The sequence below is a fragment of the Myxococcaceae bacterium JPH2 genome (assembly GCA_016458225.1).
Classification (GTDB): Bacteria; Myxococcota; Myxococcia; order Myxococcales; family Myxococcaceae; genus Citreicoccus.
Map to the genome: position 1 here is coordinate 53265 of JAEMGR010000021.1, position 16448 is coordinate 69712.

The 16448-nt window shown below is 70.1% G+C and carries 12 protein-coding genes; 8 read left to right on the forward strand and 4 right to left on the reverse strand.

What is annotated here, in order from left to right:
- The first annotated feature begins 53 nt into the window (after nucleotides 1-53).
- Both JGU66_26840 and JGU66_26845 read left to right on the forward strand, forming a co-directional pair.
- Nucleotides 54-2516 carry a hypothetical protein gene (locus JGU66_26840; protein ID MBJ6764404.1) on the forward strand — a complete coding sequence of 821 codons (2463 nt, stop codon included), beginning with the start codon at nucleotides 54-56 and terminating at the stop codon, nucleotides 2514-2516.
- 157 nt (nucleotides 2517-2673) lie between these two features.
- The gene (locus JGU66_26845) at nucleotides 2674-3831 is read left to right on the forward strand and encodes an MBL fold metallo-hydrolase (protein ID MBJ6764405.1); all 1158 of its coding nucleotides are present in this window, start codon (nucleotides 2674-2676) and stop codon (nucleotides 3829-3831) included.
- Nucleotides 3832-3843: 12 nt separating this feature from the next.
- Here the strand turns inward: JGU66_26845 and JGU66_26850 are convergent, their stop codons facing one another.
- The gene (locus JGU66_26850) at nucleotides 3844-4335 is read right to left on the reverse strand and encodes a hypothetical protein (GenBank protein MBJ6764406.1); all 492 of its coding nucleotides are present in this window, start codon (nucleotides 4333-4335) and stop codon (nucleotides 3844-3846) included.
- Between the two features lie 53 nt (nucleotides 4336-4388).
- Nucleotides 4389-5396: a helix-turn-helix transcriptional regulator gene (locus JGU66_26855; protein ID MBJ6764407.1), complete on the reverse strand. Its 1008-nt coding sequence runs from the start codon at nucleotides 5394-5396 to the stop codon at nucleotides 4389-4391.
- A gap of 290 nt (nucleotides 5397-5686) precedes the next feature.
- Here JGU66_26855 and JGU66_26860 point away from each other — a divergent pair, with 290 nt between their 5' ends.
- The 5 genes from JGU66_26860 (at nucleotide 5687) to JGU66_26880 (ending at nucleotide 12554) form a co-directional block, all read left to right on the forward strand.
- Complete coding sequence (locus JGU66_26860) at nucleotides 5687-5920, forward strand: hypothetical protein (GenBank protein ID MBJ6764408.1); 234 nt, start codon at nucleotides 5687-5689, stop codon at nucleotides 5918-5920.
- Nucleotides 5921-6157: 237 nt separating this feature from the next.
- Nucleotides 6158-8467: a thioredoxin gene (gene trxA, locus JGU66_26865; protein ID MBJ6764409.1), complete on the forward strand. Its 2310-nt coding sequence runs from the start codon at nucleotides 6158-6160 to the stop codon at nucleotides 8465-8467.
- Nucleotides 8468-8469: 2 nt separating this feature from the next.
- Nucleotides 8470-9828, forward strand: coding sequence for an FHA domain-containing protein (locus JGU66_26870; protein ID MBJ6764410.1), 1359 nt, complete (start codon nucleotides 8470-8472; stop codon nucleotides 9826-9828).
- 72 nt (nucleotides 9829-9900) lie between these two features.
- Nucleotides 9901-10500 carry a TetR/AcrR family transcriptional regulator gene (locus JGU66_26875; GenBank protein ID MBJ6764411.1) on the forward strand — a complete coding sequence of 200 codons (600 nt, stop codon included), beginning with the start codon at nucleotides 9901-9903 and terminating at the stop codon, nucleotides 10498-10500.
- Nucleotides 10501-10742: 242 nt separating this feature from the next.
- Nucleotides 10743-12554 carry a CotH kinase family protein gene (locus JGU66_26880; protein ID MBJ6764412.1) on the forward strand — a complete coding sequence of 604 codons (1812 nt, stop codon included), beginning with the start codon at nucleotides 10743-10745 and terminating at the stop codon, nucleotides 12552-12554.
- A gap of 9 nt (nucleotides 12555-12563) precedes the next feature.
- Here the strand turns inward: JGU66_26880 and JGU66_26885 are convergent, their stop codons facing one another.
- Nucleotides 12564-14765, reverse strand: coding sequence for a fused MFS/spermidine synthase (locus JGU66_26885; protein MBJ6764413.1), 2202 nt, complete (start codon nucleotides 14763-14765; stop codon nucleotides 12564-12566).
- Nucleotides 14766-14836: 71 nt separating this feature from the next.
- Entirely contained in the window at nucleotides 14837-15436 is a 600-nt protein-coding gene (locus JGU66_26890; GenBank protein ID MBJ6764414.1) for a cysteine hydrolase, read from the reverse strand.
- A gap of 98 nt (nucleotides 15437-15534) precedes the next feature.
- Between JGU66_26890 and JGU66_26895 the strand changes: the two genes are divergently transcribed.
- Nucleotides 15535-16446: a LysR family transcriptional regulator gene (locus JGU66_26895; protein MBJ6764415.1), complete on the forward strand. Its 912-nt coding sequence runs from the start codon at nucleotides 15535-15537 to the stop codon at nucleotides 16444-16446.
- Nucleotides 16447-16448 lie beyond the last annotated feature (2 nt).

Sequence of the window (16448 nt, forward strand, 5' to 3'; positions counted from 1 at the left end):
GGGGTTGAGTGACCTTCCCGGGCGGGGGACATCGGCCCGGGGAGGTAGCACGCATGCTGATGGCGCTGGTCCTGACGTGGGCGCTCGCGGGCGCGGCCGAGCCCAATCCCATCGACGTGGAGAACACCGCGCCGGGCTCGACCCAGTGGCGGCTCGGACGCGCCGCGGTCGGGGCCCAGCTCGAAGGGTACGCGGGCGCGAGCAGCGTCCAGCATGGCGAGTCCATCGACGTCCACGCGCGCACGGATGGCAACCACACCGTGCGCTGGGAGGTCTACCGCATGGGCTACTACCGAGGCGTCGGAGGCCGGCGCGTGGCCTCGGGTGGCCCCATCTCGGTGGGCCCTCAGCCCACGCCCTCGGCGGACCCCTCCACGGGATTGCTCGAATGTCATTGGCCCACGTCCTTCACGGTCCAGACCGAGCCGTCCTGGGCGACGGGTGTGTATGTCATCAAGTTGCTGCGGGACGATGGGCTCCAGTCCTACGTCCTCTTCGTGGTGCGCTCGGATGAGCGCAAGGGCGCGGCCCTGGTCCAGGTCCCCGTCACCACGTTCCAGGCCTACAACTTCTGGGGCGGTGAGAGCCTCTATAACGACTCGCTGGGCCTGTCCGGCGGCCACGCGAAGAGGGTGTCGTTCGACCGGCCCTATGCCAACGGCAACGGCTCTGGCGAGTACTTCAACTACGTGCACCAGTTCGTGCTCTGGGCCGAGGCGAAGGGGCATGACCTCGTCTACGTGACGAACCCCGACCTGGACCGCGACCCGTCGCTGCTCCTCGGACAGCGGCTGTTCCTCGCGGTGGGGCACGACGAGTACTGGTCTCGCCCGGGCCGTGAGGCGGTGGTGGCGGCGCTCGCTTCGGGTGTGAACCTGGCGTTCCTCGCGGGGGACACGAGCTGCTGGCTCATCCGCCTGGAGCCCTCGTTCAGCGGCGTCCCGCGACGCAGGCAGGTGTGCTTCAAGGACGAGGCGCCTCGCGAGGATCCGCTCGCGCACTCGAACGTCATCACCGTGCGCTGGCGCAACCCGCTGCTCAACGAGCCCGAGAACGGACTCGTGGGCGTCATGTCGGACTCGTGGGCGCTCATCAATCAGCCCTTTGTCGTGCGCAACGCTGGCGCCTGGCCTTTCGAGGGCACGGGCCTGGCGGACGGAGACACGCTGCTGGCCATGGCGGGTTATGAGATTGATCGCGAGTGGGACAACGGCCACTCGCCCGCGGGGCTGGTGCCGTTGGCCACCTCGCCCGTCATTGGCAGCAAGGGCGAGCCCAACTGGCATGCGGCGTCTGTCTATACGGCGCCCTCCGGCGCGTTCGTCTTCGCGGCGGGAGGGGTTGCGTGGTCCCTGGGGTTGTCTCACTTCAACTTCGCGGACCTTCGGGTGCAGCGCATCACGGACAACGTCTTCGCCCGGGCGGGGCTCGTGGCGCCGCATCCGGGGGACACGTTTGGCGCGGGGCGGGAGCGCCCGGTGGACCGCACCGGTCAATCCCTGGGCGTGACGACGTTCGCGGGCGGGGCCTTCCAGGAAGGCTGGCGCGATGGGCCGGCCCTGGAGGCGCGCTTCCGCCGGCCGGTAGGGCTGGCGGTGGACAGCGCGGGCAATGTCTTCGTCGCGGACACGGGGAACCATGTCATCCGGATGATTGCCAACGACGCGGCGCACACGGTGTCCACGATTGCAGGCACGGGCGCGGCCGGAGTGGGCGAGGGTCCGGGGGCGCGCGCCGCGCTGCGCTTGCCGGAGTCCGTCACCCTGGGACCGGACTCCAGCCTGTATGTGGCGGACACGGGGAACCACCGCGTGGTGCGCATCGCGCGGGATGGCCGGTGGACGGTGTCCACCTTCGTGGGCTCGAAAGAGGGACGCTCGGGGATGGCGGATGGCCTGGGCACCGCGGCGCGCTTCCAGACGCCCATGGGCGTGGCGTTCGCGGGCTCGGACCTCTTCATCGCGGACACGCTGAACCACCGGTTGGCGCGCGTCACGCCGGATGGGAGGGTGACGACGGTGGTGGGGGCACGGGGCGCGGGCAGCGGAGATGGGCCCGCGAGTCGAGCGCGGCTCAACCGCCCCACGGCCCTCGCGGCGGGCTCGGGCGCGGTGTGGTTGGTGGATACGGGGAATCGGGCCCTGCGGCGCGTGGCGCTCGATGCCAGCTTCACCACGTCCACCGTGGCCGGCAGCTATCCGGGGGGATTCTCGGATGGCACGGGCGGCTCGGCGCGCTTCATGCCCATGTTGGGGGTGACGGTCGCGGGGATGCAGGTGCTCGTGTCGGACACGGGGAACGAGCGCATCCGCGCGGTCTCGGGTGGCCGGGCGCGAACGTTCGCGGGCAGTGGCGCGGCGGGGACGCGAGATGGACCCGCCGAGCAGGCCACGTTCAGTCTGCCCACGGGCATCGCGGTGCTTCCCGGTGGCGATGCGCTGGTGGTGGACCAGGGAGACTCCACGCTGCGCCGGCTGCGCGTGCCTCCCTCGATGGCGAGTGGAAGGCCGCGCTGAGCGCCATGCATCCAGCAGGGGCGAGCAGGCGCATGGTGCGCTGAGCGCTCGGCGGGCGCGGGCATGGCGCGTCTGGGACGCGTCCGGTTTCAGGGGCCGCACCGGGCGGGAGTCGAGGCGCTAGAGTGCGCCGTCTCGCGCGGGAGGCGGACGCGGCATGACGTGGCGCAAGCGGCTGGGTTGGAGCGTGGGCGGTCTGCTCGGGGTGTTGGTCCTCTTGGTCGGGGTCCTCGCCGCGCAGGCGTGGACGGCGCTGGGGAGCAGCGCCACGGGCGCGCGGCGTGAGCGGATGGAGCGCTCCCCCGAGTGGCGCGACGGCCACTTCACCAACCCGCAGCCGCTCATCAACGACGCGTGGGGTTCGGTGGCGGGCATGTTCCATCCCAGCCCGGACGTGAGCCCCTCCACGCCACCGTCGACCGTGATGGGCAACCCCGAGCGCTTCGCCACGCCGCCCGCGTCCGGACTGCGGGTCACCTGGTTCGGGCACTCGTCCGTCTTGCTGGAGCTGGATGGTCACCGCGTCCTGATGGATCCGATGTGGAGCGAGCGGGCGTCACCGCTGGATTGGGTGGGCCCTCGACGCTGGTTCCCGCCGCTGGTGCCGCTGGCCGCGCTGCCCGCCATCGACGCGGTCCTCATCTCCCATGACCACTACGACCACCTCGACCGGGGCACGCTGGTGGCGATGAAGGACTGGGACACGCGCTTCATCGTGCCGCTGGGCGTGGGCGCGCACCTGTCGTCCTGGGGCATCCCCGAGTCGCGCATCGTCGAGATGGACTGGTGGCAGTCCGTGCCGGTGGGCGGCCTCGAGGTGGTGGCCACGCCCGCGCGCCACGCGTCGGGACGCAAGGGCTTCGACAAGGACGCCACGCTCTGGGCGGGCTACGCGGTGCGCGGGCCCACGCACCGCGCCTACTACTCGGGGGACACTGGCCTGTTCCCCGCGATGAAAGCCATTGGCGAGAAGCTGGGGCCCTTCGACGTGACGATGATTGAGGTGGGCCAGTATCACCAGGCCTGGCCCGACTGGCACATCGGCCCGGAGCAGGCCGTGCGGGCCCATCAGCTCGTCCAGGGCCGCGTCTTCCTGCCGGTGCACTGGGGGCTGCTGGGGCTCGCCGCGCACGGATGGACCGAGCCCATCGAGCGCGCGCTCGCGGCGGCCGACAAGGCGGGCGTGACGGCCATCGCGCCTCGGCCGGGACAGAGTGTGGAGCCCGGCTCACCGCCTCCGCTGGAGCGCTGGTGGCCGAGCCTGCCGTGGCGCACGGGCGAGCAGGACCCCATCGTCTCCTCGCAGATGGAGTGAGCCCGACGCGCTTCAGAAGAGCGCGATGAAGATCTTCGCGTCCCAGGTGAAGGGGAGGCACGCGGCGACGTGCATGGCCGTCGAGGCCTCCAACCCGTCGCCGTGGGTGCGGACCGCCAGGACGTAGGTATCGCAGTCGCGGCTGGGCGCGGGCTGCGGCTGACTGTGCTCCACCAGGAAGACCGTGGTGTCGCGCACCTTCTTCGTGCGCAGCGCGCCCTTCGCGTCGCGATGGAACTGGCAAGGCCACCGCAGCTCCAAGCGCAGCGTCGTTCCATCCGGCTGGACGAGCGCGCATCGACCTTCCTGCTCGCGCAGCGTCAGCGACTTGCCCGCGAACTGGGTGGTGGTCGCCGGGGTGGCGGCGATGGGGGCGGCTGCGTGCGCGGCTCCCAGTGAGAGCAGGGCCAGGAGCGACGGCGCGCGAAGCAGTTCGAGGCGGATGCGGTGCATGGCGGAGACCTGGATGGACGTGCGGAGCAGATGCCGCGCGCAGCATCGCATGTCCCTCCCTGGCGTGGGCCGCGGGTTGTCGCGGGCTCGGGCGAGCGAGCGACTCAGCGAGGAGGAGGACGGCCGACGGCCTGGACCGAGCCGATGAGTCGGGCGACGAAGGCCCGGCGGCTGCGCACCCCGGCCTTGGTGAAGATGGCCTTCATGTGGTCCTGGACGGTGAGCGGGGTGATGAAGAGGGTCTGCGCAATCGTCGCCGTGTCATGTCCGCGCATGACGAGCACCGCCACGTCCTGTTCGCGCAAGGTGAGCCCCAGGCTCATCAACGCCATGGGCAGCATCTCGGACGGAGTCGCGGGCGCCATCACGATGGCGACCTGCCCGTCCGCGCGGCCCTCCAACAGCGACGCGTGCAGCGTGAACCACTGGCCTCGGTGGGTGCGGACGCGGGCCCGGGACGGAAGCTCCGGACGGCCCGCCGCCGCGGCGCCTCGGGCATGCTCGGCGACGGAGATGAACCCGGTGGGGATGCCGTTCGGGGAGGGCAGGGGCTCGGCGAGTTCGCTCAGGATGGCCTCGCCGCGTGGGTCCACGGACAGCAGCTTTCCCGAAGGGCCGAGGACCGCGATGCCGGGCGATGGCGCGTCGTCCCCTGGGGGAATGGTGTCCAGGTAGGAGCGGCGCAACATCTGCCCGATGTGCGGCGCCAGTCGCTCCACCAATCCCAGGTCACGCGCGCGGAAAGGCTCACGCCCCTGGGCTCGCATGAAGACCGCGGCCCCCCAGCAGCCCGAGGGGAGGTCGAAGTTGACGCGCAGCTCATCGCAGAACCCAGCGGGCGCCAGCAGCTCCACGAACCGCGTGCTGCGCTCGGGCTGCCCCTCCGAGGCGCGATGCATCGTGTCGACGCGCCGCCCAGACGCTCGCACGCCCGCGAAGGTCAACGGCTCGGGCGCCCAGAGTTCCAGATAGGCAGCGCGCTCAAAGCCACGCGGATCCAGGTTCTCCGCCATCGTGGACGTCACCAGCCCCGTGGCCGGGTCCGTGCCGTGCCAGCAGCTGCCGTCGAAGCCCACCGGCTCCCTGAGCAATGTGTTGAGTTCCGCGAACAAACGCCCTTGTGACAAGCCCGCTGTAGACAAGTCTTGTAGCGTGTTCAGGAGCCGTTGTTCCGCCCGGGTGCGCGTCGCCATCGCTCGTTCACGATTAACGTAGCCCCCGCGATGAAGGCAAAGAATCCCAGCATTCTGGGATGGTTTCGCCCGCCTCGTTCCATTGACCATGCTCATGTTTCGCCCTGGCGCTCACCGTCTCGGGAGACAACCTCCCAGGGAGCTGTTGGGGCGAGACGTGTCGTATTCACGTCGCACGTTTCGTGCGACCCAATGCCTCACGAGGACACATGCGAAAGTTCATGGGAGCGTTGTTGTTGTTGGGCTGCATGACGGCTTGCGGTGGCGTGGAGGAGGCCCCGGCCGCTGACGCCGTGGTGGGGACGCAGGGCGCGGAGATCAAGGCCACGGAGACCTGCGCCACGAAGCCCGAGCTGTGCCCCGGGGATACGCAGTGCTGCATCATCAACCGTGGTTACGACTACCGGTGCGTCGCCCCCACGGAGTCGTGTCCGCTGCCGTGAGTCTTGTCCCGCTCGGCTGAGCGGGAGGTGCCGGGCTGCCCGCTCGTGAGGGACTGCCCGGCCCCGTGATGCGGTCCTCCACGATGAGCGCCTCGGGCCAGAAGAGGGGGAGCCGAGGCGCTCATTTCCTAGGGAGTCGAGGGGCAGGGCCAGACGAGAGGGTTCCCGTGACATTCCGAGGTTGACGGGCGTGCGCCCGACCCCTCTGATTCGCGCGCCTCTTGCATTGGAGCCGCCGTGGCAGGACAGCCGCTTGAGCTGACCGAAGAGAACTTCGAAACCGTCACCCAGGGCCCTGGGTTGTGCGTCGTCGACTTCTGGGCGGATTGGTGCGCGCCCTGCAAGGCGTTCGCCCCCGTCTTCGAGGCCGCGGCGCAGCGCTTCCCGAAGGTCACCTTCGGCAAGGTCGACACCGAGGCCCAGGAAGACCTCGCCGGCCAGTTCGACATCCAGTCGATTCCCACGCTGATGGCGTTCAAGGATGGCATCGAGGTGCATCGCGCCTCGGGGGCGCTGTCCGCCACCGCGCTGGAGACGCTGCTCGCGAAGCTGGAGTCGGTGGACGTGAGCGTGCAGAAGCAGCGCGCGGCCAACCGCAAGCTCACCGAGGAGGGCACGCCGCCTCCCGGCGTTCCGCCCGAGGCGACCTGGGACGACAACGAGGCCGAGTGGTCCTTCGGGCCCACGGACGAAGACGGCGAGAACCATGGCCCGTGGCGCTACTGGCGGGCGGACGGCACGCTCTGCAACGAGTGCATCATGCAGCACGGTGCGCCGCATGGGCCGTTCCGGCGCTTCCACGAGAACGGTGACGTGTCCCAGGACGGCACCTTCCACAAGGGCGCGTTGCATGGGCCGCGCACCTGGTACGCCTCGGACGCGTACACCACCGAGCGGATGCACGAGAACGGCGTCCACGAGAAGGTCCGCAAGACGGTGATGGTGTACGAGCACGGCCGCGTCACGCAGGTGCTCCACTATGACCGCGCCGGCGCGCGCGTGGTTCCGGCCACGGGAGAGCCGTACCCCACGCGCCCGTCGCACCTTCCCGAAGCCGCCGAGCTGCGCGAGGACTTGAACCAGTGGGTGCTCGTCACGCTCAACGCGGGCGGTGAGCGCCACGGGCTCTGCCGGTTCTGGGACCGCGAGGGCCAGTTCATCTGGGAGGCCGAGTACGAGGATGGCTCGCGCCATGGCCGGTACTCCTCGCGGGCCGAGGACGAGTACGCGGATCCGCGCGTGCGCTTCGATGAAGGCCCGGTGGCACACGACTACGTCTTCGGGACGTGGTCGCTCCTGGATGAACAGCGGGCGGTGGTGCTCACCCGCGACCTGGGAGACGCACAGGATGACGACTCCCTGGCCGGGTCGCGGGTCTTCTCCAATCAGGTCCAGGACGCGGCGAGCTGGCGCGAGTTCGCGCGGCAGGCGCTGTCCGAGCGTCGCCACCGTGAGGCGTTGTTGGCCCAGGCGCGGGCCAGCGCGATGGACCAGGATGTCCGCGAGCTGAAGGCGTGGATTGAAAAGCTGACCCTGCCGCGCACGCCGCGGAGCGCCCTGGCCACCGCCGAGTCGGTGGTCGAGAACGCGGGGCAGTCCTGGGCGCCCATGGCCGATGGACTCGTTCGCGGCGGTGACGCCGCCACGGTGCTTCGCGGCTACGCGGTGCTGCTGGATCAGCAGGATCGGCCTCGCGCGGCGCTGGACTATGTCCACGCGGCGATGCTCCTGGCACCCGAGCGCACGGGCTACCTGTTCACGCGGGGCCTCATCCTGGCGAACCTCGGGATGGCGGAGCAGATGCAGAAGGACGCCGCGCTGCTCGCGGCCGCGGAGCCGAAGTCGTCGGAGTTCCTGGCCACCTACGGTCGAGCGCTCTTCCCTGGCTTCACGTTCTCGGCCGGGCAGGAGCCGCCGCGCTGCACCTTCGACGACGTGCCGGAGGGACCCTCGCAGGACCTGAAGGCCGTGCAGGCGGTCGTCCGCACCTACGCCACGCGGCTCCAGGGGCTGCGCACCGAGATGCTTCGCCGGTTCAAGCCGGGGGCCCGGGTGTCGTGGCTGCCGCCCGACGTGTCCGCGTTGATTCCGGACGGTCCCTCCGAGCTGGTCTCCTCGGAGGTGGAGCTGGGGAGTGGAGACACCGTCGAGGTCGATGAGACGTTGCCGTTCGCTCGGCTGGGACTGCCGGACCTCGCGCGACATGCCACGGCGGACTGGAGCGCGCTGACGTGGCTGTTGTGGGCCTGCGGCGAGACGACGGTGCGGATGCCGGAGGCGCTGCGGCCGCCCAAGGCGTTTGGACAGGCGGCGGGACAGGCGTCGCAGCGGCTGTGGCTGTGCAGGGATCAGCGCATCACAGGAGGGGCGAGCGCCCGCAAGGCGGGCCTGCCGACCTTCACCTTCGTGGGGGTCGCGCTGTCGGAGCTTCCTTCGAACCTCGTGGGCATCGCCGAGCAGCTCTATGCGGAGACGCAGGCGATGTTCTATTGGCTTACGAACGCGGACAATGTGTCTCCGTGGCAGAACGACCTGAGGGGCAGCTAGTCATGAACCGGATTCGCCAGACCATTGAGATCGCGGAGCCCCTGTGGCGGGCGCTGGAGTCGATGAGTCGCGACCTGGGTGTGGAGCCCAACGCCCTGGTGGCGCAGGCCCTCTTCCAGCTCGCGCGTCAGAATGGCTACGTGGCGCCGACCGTCGTGGCGCTCTCGGGCCAGGAGTCCGCGCCCGCGCCGGTCGCGCGCGCGCAGGTGACGGTCATTCCCGCGGTGGGCGCTTCGGCCGCGGCGCCTGCTCCGGTGGGGGCCGCGTCGGGAGCGGCCTTGGGCATCCGGGTCGGTGCGGAAGCTGCCCGCGAGGAGCCCGCGGCGGAGGCCCGTGAGGCCGTCGTGGCCAAGGGGACCGCCGAGCCCGCGCCGAGCGCGCCCGAGGGCACCGCGTCCGCGAAGCCCGAGCCCCTGTCCGAGGAAGCCGTCGCGCGCGTGGTGGATCGCGTGCGCGAGCTTGTCGCGGACGTCGATGCCACCGCGGAGCCCGTCGCCGACAACTCCGTGGGAGAAGCCGCCGATGCCGCGGACTCCGAGTCGGACGAGGATTCGGATGACGACGCGGACGATGAGTCCGATGAGGACTCGGACGAGTCTGACGATGACTCGGAGGATGCGTCCGATGAAGGTTCGGACGACGACGCGGACGCGTCCGATGAAGATTCGGACGACGACGCGGGTGCCGAGGCTGCGGACGCTGCCTCGGTGAAGGCTGGCGGCGCGAAGGCCTCCAGCACGGATGGGGACTCAGGCGCTGCCGATGCGGAGGGTGGCGAAGAGGACTCTGGTTCGTCGGACGACGATGCGCCCTTGGACGAAGAGGAAGAGGACTCCACCGGCGAGGTGGATCTCGTCGCCGAGCTGGGCCTGGACGATGGCTCGGAGTCCCCGACCGATGCGCGCGACCGTGCGCGACCGGGGTCGGCGAGCGCGGCGCGAGTCCGGCCCGAGTCGTCGAAGTCGGGAGCCCCGCCGTCATCGAAGGCTCCGGTCCGTCGGACCTCGGACACGACTCCGCGCGTGCCCCGCGAGGATGCGACGAACATCGTCACCGCGCCTCCCAGCGCCGTGGAGGTCTTCGTTCGGCTGGCGACCGGAGAGCCCGTCGAAGTGAACACGGGACGCTTCACCATCGGACGTGGGCCGCAGTGCGGTCTCGTCGTGAAGTCCGAGCGTGTCTCGCGCGAGCACGCGGCCGTCACGCGCGATGGGGACGACGTGTTCATCGAGGACCTCAACTCCTCGAATGGCACCTGGTACAAGAGCCTGCGCATCAAGCGTCAGAAGGTCGTGGACGGTGACACGTTCATGCTCGGCAGCGAGGCCGTGGTCTTCTCGGTGCGCCCGAGAGACGACTGAGAACGCATCCCGGCCGCTCGGTCCGCGAGCGGCCGGTGTCCCCAGTTCTCCCGAGGTCCGAGGCATGGCGGGATGAGCGACAAAGAGCCGAGCGTTCGCGAGCGCATCCTGGTCGCGGCCATCACCTGCATCGAGCGCGACGGCCTGGATGCGACGGGCATCCGGGAGATTGCCCGCGAGGCGCAGGTGAACAGCGCGGCAATCAACTACTACTTCCAGGGCAAGGAGAAGCTCATCGCCCTGGCGCTCGAGCAGACGCTGGAGCAGGCGTTCGGGAACGTCCTCGTGGACTTCGACCAACTGCGCGCCAAGGGGTTGGGGATTCGCGCCGCGTTCGAGGCCCTGCTGGATGAGCTGATGATGAACTGGACGGCGTATCCGCGCATCGCGCACGCGCACTTTCGCGAGGCGCTGGTGCATCAGCGCTACGAGGGGGCCGTCATCCAGCGAGTGAACGCATTCCTCGCGGAGCTGGCGCCTCGACTCGCTCCAGCCACACCGCAGCTGTCGGAAGTCGAGCTGCGCCTGGCGCTCTCTCAGCTCTGGTCGTCCATGTACCTGCTCGCGATGATGCCGCGCCTGTTCGATTCATTCGTCGCGCTCGACTTCCGCTCGGACAAGACCCGGCGAGCCTGGGTGAAGCAGGCCCTGCGGGGCCTGTTCACCGCGTGAGCGGCGCCATCGTCGGTGCTCCCACGAGTTGCCCTGATGGGGCAGTCACGTTCTCACCGAGGCGAGGCGTGACACTCAAGAGTGTCCACCGCTGCACGGGAGAGCTGCGCTTTCGGGCGGCACCTCTGCTCGCGGGGTGAGCGGGCCGCCGCGTGACGGACAGTACGCCGCTTGCATTGGGGCGGGCCCACGAGGGCGGTGTGCTTTGTCTCTCTACGCCTTGGGCCGCCCGGGAGAACCGTATGCGTGCAGTGTGGTCCTGGTGCGGGGTGGGTGTTCTCTTCCTCGCGGCGTGCTCGGGTTCCCCGCAGACGGAGGACGAGGGCGGTCCTCCTCCGGACGGCATGGAGGAGCCGGCGCCTTCCACCCCTACCGGTGGAGAGACGGGCACGGAGCTTCCTCCCGCCGAGCTTCCTCCCGAGGAGCCGGACGACAACGGCCCCTCGCCCTCCACCGAGGAGCCTCCGCCCGACTCGCAGTCCGCCGCCCCGGAGTGGCCCGCGCTCCAGACGCAGATCGAGACCTACGAGCTGCGCTTCGACAAGTCGACGTGGGACTTCATCAACGACCCCGCGCATGACCACGAGTACGCCCCGGGCCACTTCCTCGCGCGCGGCGTGGACTACACGGTGGGCCTGCGCCTGCGCGGGGAATACGCGCGCGAGCACCCCAAGCTGAGCTGGAAGGTGAAGCTCCCCGACGGCTCCAAGCTCGACGGCGCCAAGAAGTTCAACTTCATGGCCGAGTGGCTCGACGCGGGCAACCTCTCCGATGTCTTCAGCTACGAGATGATGACCGCGGGCGGCGCCCAGGCCCCGCGCGCGCGCTACGTCATGCTCAACGTCAACGGCAAGCTCGAAGGCCTCTTCACGCAGGTGGAGCAGGTGGACAAGGCCTTCCTGCGCAGCCACCACATCGACGAGGACGCGAACATCTACCGCTGCGGCGCGCGAGACTGCGAGATGACGCTCGCGCCCATCGCGCACTACCAGGACCCGTGGTCGAAGGAGACCAATGAGGACCAGCCCTGGGATGACCTGCACGCGTTCCTCGACAAGCTGGCCCACACTCCGGAGCACGAGTTCGAGGCCTTCGCGCGTGACCACCTCGACCTGGACGCGTACCTGCGCTACCTCGCGGTGGGCATCGTCATTGGCATCCACGGCATCGATGACTCGGGCAGCTTCCTCATCCATGACCGCGTGAAGGACCGGTGGACGTATGCGCCCTGGGACCTGAACAACAGCGTGCTCCTGTACTGGCGCACCGAGCGGGTCGGCGCCTCGCCGGAGACGACGCGCGCCATCCCCGCCTATACCGCGTATGACTCGCGGACCATCCGGACCTACGAGCACAAGCAGGCCAAGTACGGCGGCGCCCACTTCCCCTTCAGCGTGCTCAATCAGCGCATCTGGGACCGCCCCGTGTTCCGCAACAAGGTGCTCGACTATGTGGATCAGCTCATGGCCACGGTCTTCACCCAGGAGTCGGCCTCGAAGCGCATCGATGCCCAGTACGCGCTGGTGAAGGATCAGCTCGCGCGCGACCCCTACGTCGCGCGGCCGCAGGCGGCCTACTCGCCCGAGTACCTGAAGCGGTACGTGGCCGGACGTCGCACGTACCTCACCAAGAACCTCCCGCTGGAGCGCCACCGGGGCGAGGGTGGCGTGGTCATCAACTCGTTCGGCGCGCTGCCGCTCGCGCCCGTGGGCGCCAACGGTGAGGTGGAGGGCTACGTGGAGCTGTACAACCGCGAGTCCACGCCCGCGCCGGTGAGCGGCCTCATCATGACCAACGTCATCCGCGACCAGTACAAGTACAAGCTGCCGCCCAACCTGGTGGTGCCGCCCAAGGGCGTGCTCCGGCTCCTGGCGGATGGCAAGTCGGGCACCAACCATCTGCCCTTCAAGCTGTCCACGAAGGGGGGCGAGCTGGCCCTGTTCGATGGCAAGACGATGACGGGCGTGATTGACCTCACGTACTACGCACCGCTGTCGCCCGGGAAGTCATACGGCCGCATCCCCGACGGCGCCGAGACCTGGAACTGGAAGTAGCGCGCGGCCTCAGGGCGGCTCGGGGCTCGTCACGGACGCTCCCGCCGCCTCGACCACGACGGACTGGCTCGCTGTCGTGCGCGACTGCGGCCACCACCGCACCGCGCGGACCACGCTGCCCAGCTCATCCGTCCACGTGAAGTCCGGCGGACCTCGCAGGGACATGCGCCGCACGCTGGACGTGCTCCGCTGGAACGCGAGCCCCGAGGTGAAGTCCGCGTCCGGGCTCAACACCATCCACCGGCTGCTGGGCGCGTCGCTCGTGGACTCGTTGAAGACATGCGTGGCGTGCAGGCCGAACGCGCGCGCGTGCGCGAGCGTCACCGGCACCAGGTCCAGGTACTGATTGCTGATGTGCAGCGCCATCACGCCGTGCGGCGCGAGGTGGCGCAGGTACAGCGCCATCGCCTCCTCGGTCAGCAGGTGGATGGGGATGGCATCCGAGCTGAACACGTCCAGCGCCAGCACGTCGAAGGACTGGGGCTCGCCGCGCTCCAGCTCCTGCTCCAGCGAGATGCGCGCGTCTCCCTCCACCACGTCCACCCGGGCCTGTGTGTCGCTCAGGTAGTGGAAGAAGCCGTGCTCGCCCTTCGCGAGCGCGATGATGACCGGATTGATTTCGTAGAAGCGCAGCCGGTCCGCCGAGGACATCAATGCGGCGCTGGTGCCCACGCCCAACCCGAGCACGCCCACGCGCAATCCGGGGGAGAGGCCCTGGGCCTCGCGGCGCCGCCGCTGCTCGGCGATGGCCAGCCCCAGGCCCGTCTCGCGGGTGTAATAGGCGGTGGGCTCGCGGCGCTTGTCCTCCTGGATGAACTGCCAGCCGTGGGCGATGGCGCCGTGGCGCAGCGTGTAGCGGTGCACGTCTGGCTGGCCTTGGCCCTGCTCCAGCACTTGCACCACGCCGAAGAAGTTGCGCGTGGACAGGCTCATCCTGCGGTACTCGCCCATCCCGATGAGCGTCAGGTTGAGCGGCAACAGCACCAGCAGCGCGCCGCCCACCACGCGCCACGCTCGCGCGGGCCGAGACTCGGTGGCGGGCTGGCGCATCCTCCCGCCGAGCGCCACCGCGCAGCACGCCGCCAGCGACAGCGGGTACTCCCAGTAGGCGCGGAAGAACGCGGGGGCCCACAGGCTGACGAACAGGCTGCCCAGCACTCCGCCCAACGACACCCAGAGGTAGAAGGCGCCCAGGTGCCGAGGCGCGGGACGCAGCCGGTACAGCTCGCCGTGACACACCATGGCTCCGGCGAAGAGGGTGCCCGCGTAACACAGGATGCGTGGCAGCAGCCCGAAGCCCGGCCCCGAGGTCTGCGCCACCGCCATCATCGCCACGCCAATGATGAGCAGCACCGCGTAGACGCCTCGCGCGTAGAGGGCCTCGCGCGCGAAGGCCAGGATGAAGGTGAGCAGGTAGACCGCGAGCGGCAGCACCCACAGCACGGGCCCGGCCGCCACGTCCTGCGACAGTTGATTCGTGGTGGCCAGCAGCAGCACCGACGCGCAGGCGCTGAGCCCCAGCCACCCGAGCGTCCGAAGCAGTCCCGGGCGAGGCGCGTCCGACTCCGGCGTCGTCGCTGTGGTGGGCTCGCTGGGGGATTCGTGGCGCCGCGCCACGTCCAGCGCGCAGGCCGCGCACGCGAGGGTGAAGGCCACGAAGCCCGCGCTCCAGCCCCACGTCTGCGTGCCTCTCGCCACCCAGGGCTCGACGAGCAGCGGATAGCCGAGCAGCGCGAGCAACGAGCCCGCGTTGGACAGCGCATAGAGGCCGTAGGGAGAGCGCCCGGGATGGGCCCGCGCGAACCAGGACTGGAGCAGCGGACCGGTGGTGCTCAGCACGAAGAACGGGGGCCCGAGCGTGACGGCCAGCATCGCCACCAGGCGGAGCACGGGCACTCCGTCCGGCTGCGGCCGCCACTCCGGCCCCGGCGCCAGCGGTGAGCCGGTGATGAGCGCTCGGGCCACCAACCCCGCGACCGCCAACGCCAGCACGCCCAGGTGGAGCTTCGCCTGGGCGCGCGAGGGCAAGCGGGAGGAGACGGCGTGGGCGTAGGCGTAGCCCGCCAGCAGCGCCACCTGGAAGAAGAGCATGCAGGCCGTCCACACGCTCGAGGTGCCGCCGTACCAGGGGAGCGCATAGCGCCCCGCCAGCGGCTGCACACCAAAGAGGAGGAAGGCGCTGGCGAAGATGGCGAGGGCGTATCGGAGCATGGGGTGCCCCATGCTCTTCCCGCCCGGACGCCGTTGGTGTCAACCCCCCGACCGGACGAGGGGCAGGCGCCTCACGCCCAGGCGCGGGCGTTGGGGACCACCACGGCGATGCAGTCGCCGAGTCCCACCAGCGTCTGCCGGTGCAGTACGTCCGCCGGGACGACGTTCCCGTAGACGTCCGGCAGGTCGCGCGTGGCGCACGCCTCCGCGACGATGGTAACGCGGTAGCCCAGGTCGAACGCGGCGTGCGCCGTGGCGGCCACGCAGTTGTGCGTCATCGCCCCGACGAGGATGAGCTCCTTGCGGCCCGTGGCCTGGAGGCGCTCGTGGAGGTCCGTCTTCGCGAACGAGTCCGGCAGCGTCTTGATGATCGTGGTCTCACCCGGCAGCGCCGCGACCTCGGGCAGCTCCTTCGAGTGCGGGTGGTCCGGGTTGAAGATGGGCGCGCCGGGCTTCGAGTGGTGGACGATGTGGAACACCGGCACGCCGTGCTTCCGGGCCAGCGCGAGCACCGCCGCCGACTCCTTCGCCGCCGCGTCGATGCCGGGCAGCTTCAGGGCGCCCTCGCGGTACTCGCCCTGCAGGTCGATGATGACGAGCGCGGAGGACGCGAGCGAGGAGGGGAGGGTGGACAGTCCAGCCAGTTGGGTCAGGGTCGCAGGGGCGTTCATGACGGCTCCGTTGTGAGAGACGGGCACTTCTCTACGCAGTCGCCGCGCGTGCAGGAATGCCTATACTCGCACCGTCCCCGTGCAGAAATTCACAGGCCATGTCCGCGAAGCGTGAACCCGCCGAGGAGCTCGTCTGGGACGACCTCCGCATCTTCACCCAGATTGCCCTCCACGGCAGCCAGTCCGCCGCGGGACGCGCGCTCGGCCTGGACCACGCGACGGTGGGCCGGCGGGTGCGCCGGTTGGAGCGGGCCCTGGGGCGTGAACTCGTCGTGCCGCAGTCCTCTGGCTTCACGCTCACCCCGGATGGCGAGGCGGTGCTCGCGCGAGCCCGAGCGATGGAGGAGCAGGCGCTGTCCGTGAGTCGCTTCGCCGCGGGCGCGCCGTCGCTCTCGGGCACGGTGCGCTTGACGACCGTGGCGCTCTTCGCGGAGCGCTACCTGGCCCCCAAGCTCGCGAGCTTCCAGGCGGCGCACCCGGGCATCGAGCTGGAGGTCTTCGCCGACGACCGCAACCTCAGCCTGGCGCGGCGCGAGGCGGACATCGCGCTGCGGCTCGCGCGGCCTCAGCATGGCGAGTCACTGGTGGCGCGGCGGCTGGCCGTGATTGGTCATGGCCTCTACGCCTCCGAGGGCTACCTGGAGCAGTTCGGGGACGCGCCGCTGGATGCGCGCCGCTTCATCGGGCTCACGGCGACCCATCGCGGACTGCCCGAGGTCCAGTGGCTGGAGATGTTCTTGCGCCAGGGTGGGCGCATCGTCCACCGGGTGAATCAGCACGGGGGCTTGTTGGGCGCGGTGCGGGCCGGCATCGGGCTGGCGGTGGTGCCGCACTATCTGGCGCGCGCGTACCCGGAGCTGCGCTCCGTGCCCTTCTCCTCGGAAGGGCCGCTGGTGCGCGAGCTGTGGCTGCTGATGCATCAGGACATGCAGGCGGTGCCGCGCGTGCGCAGCCTGGTGGACCACCTGGTCCAGCACGCCACGCGCGACGCGGCGCTCCTCTTGGGCTGACT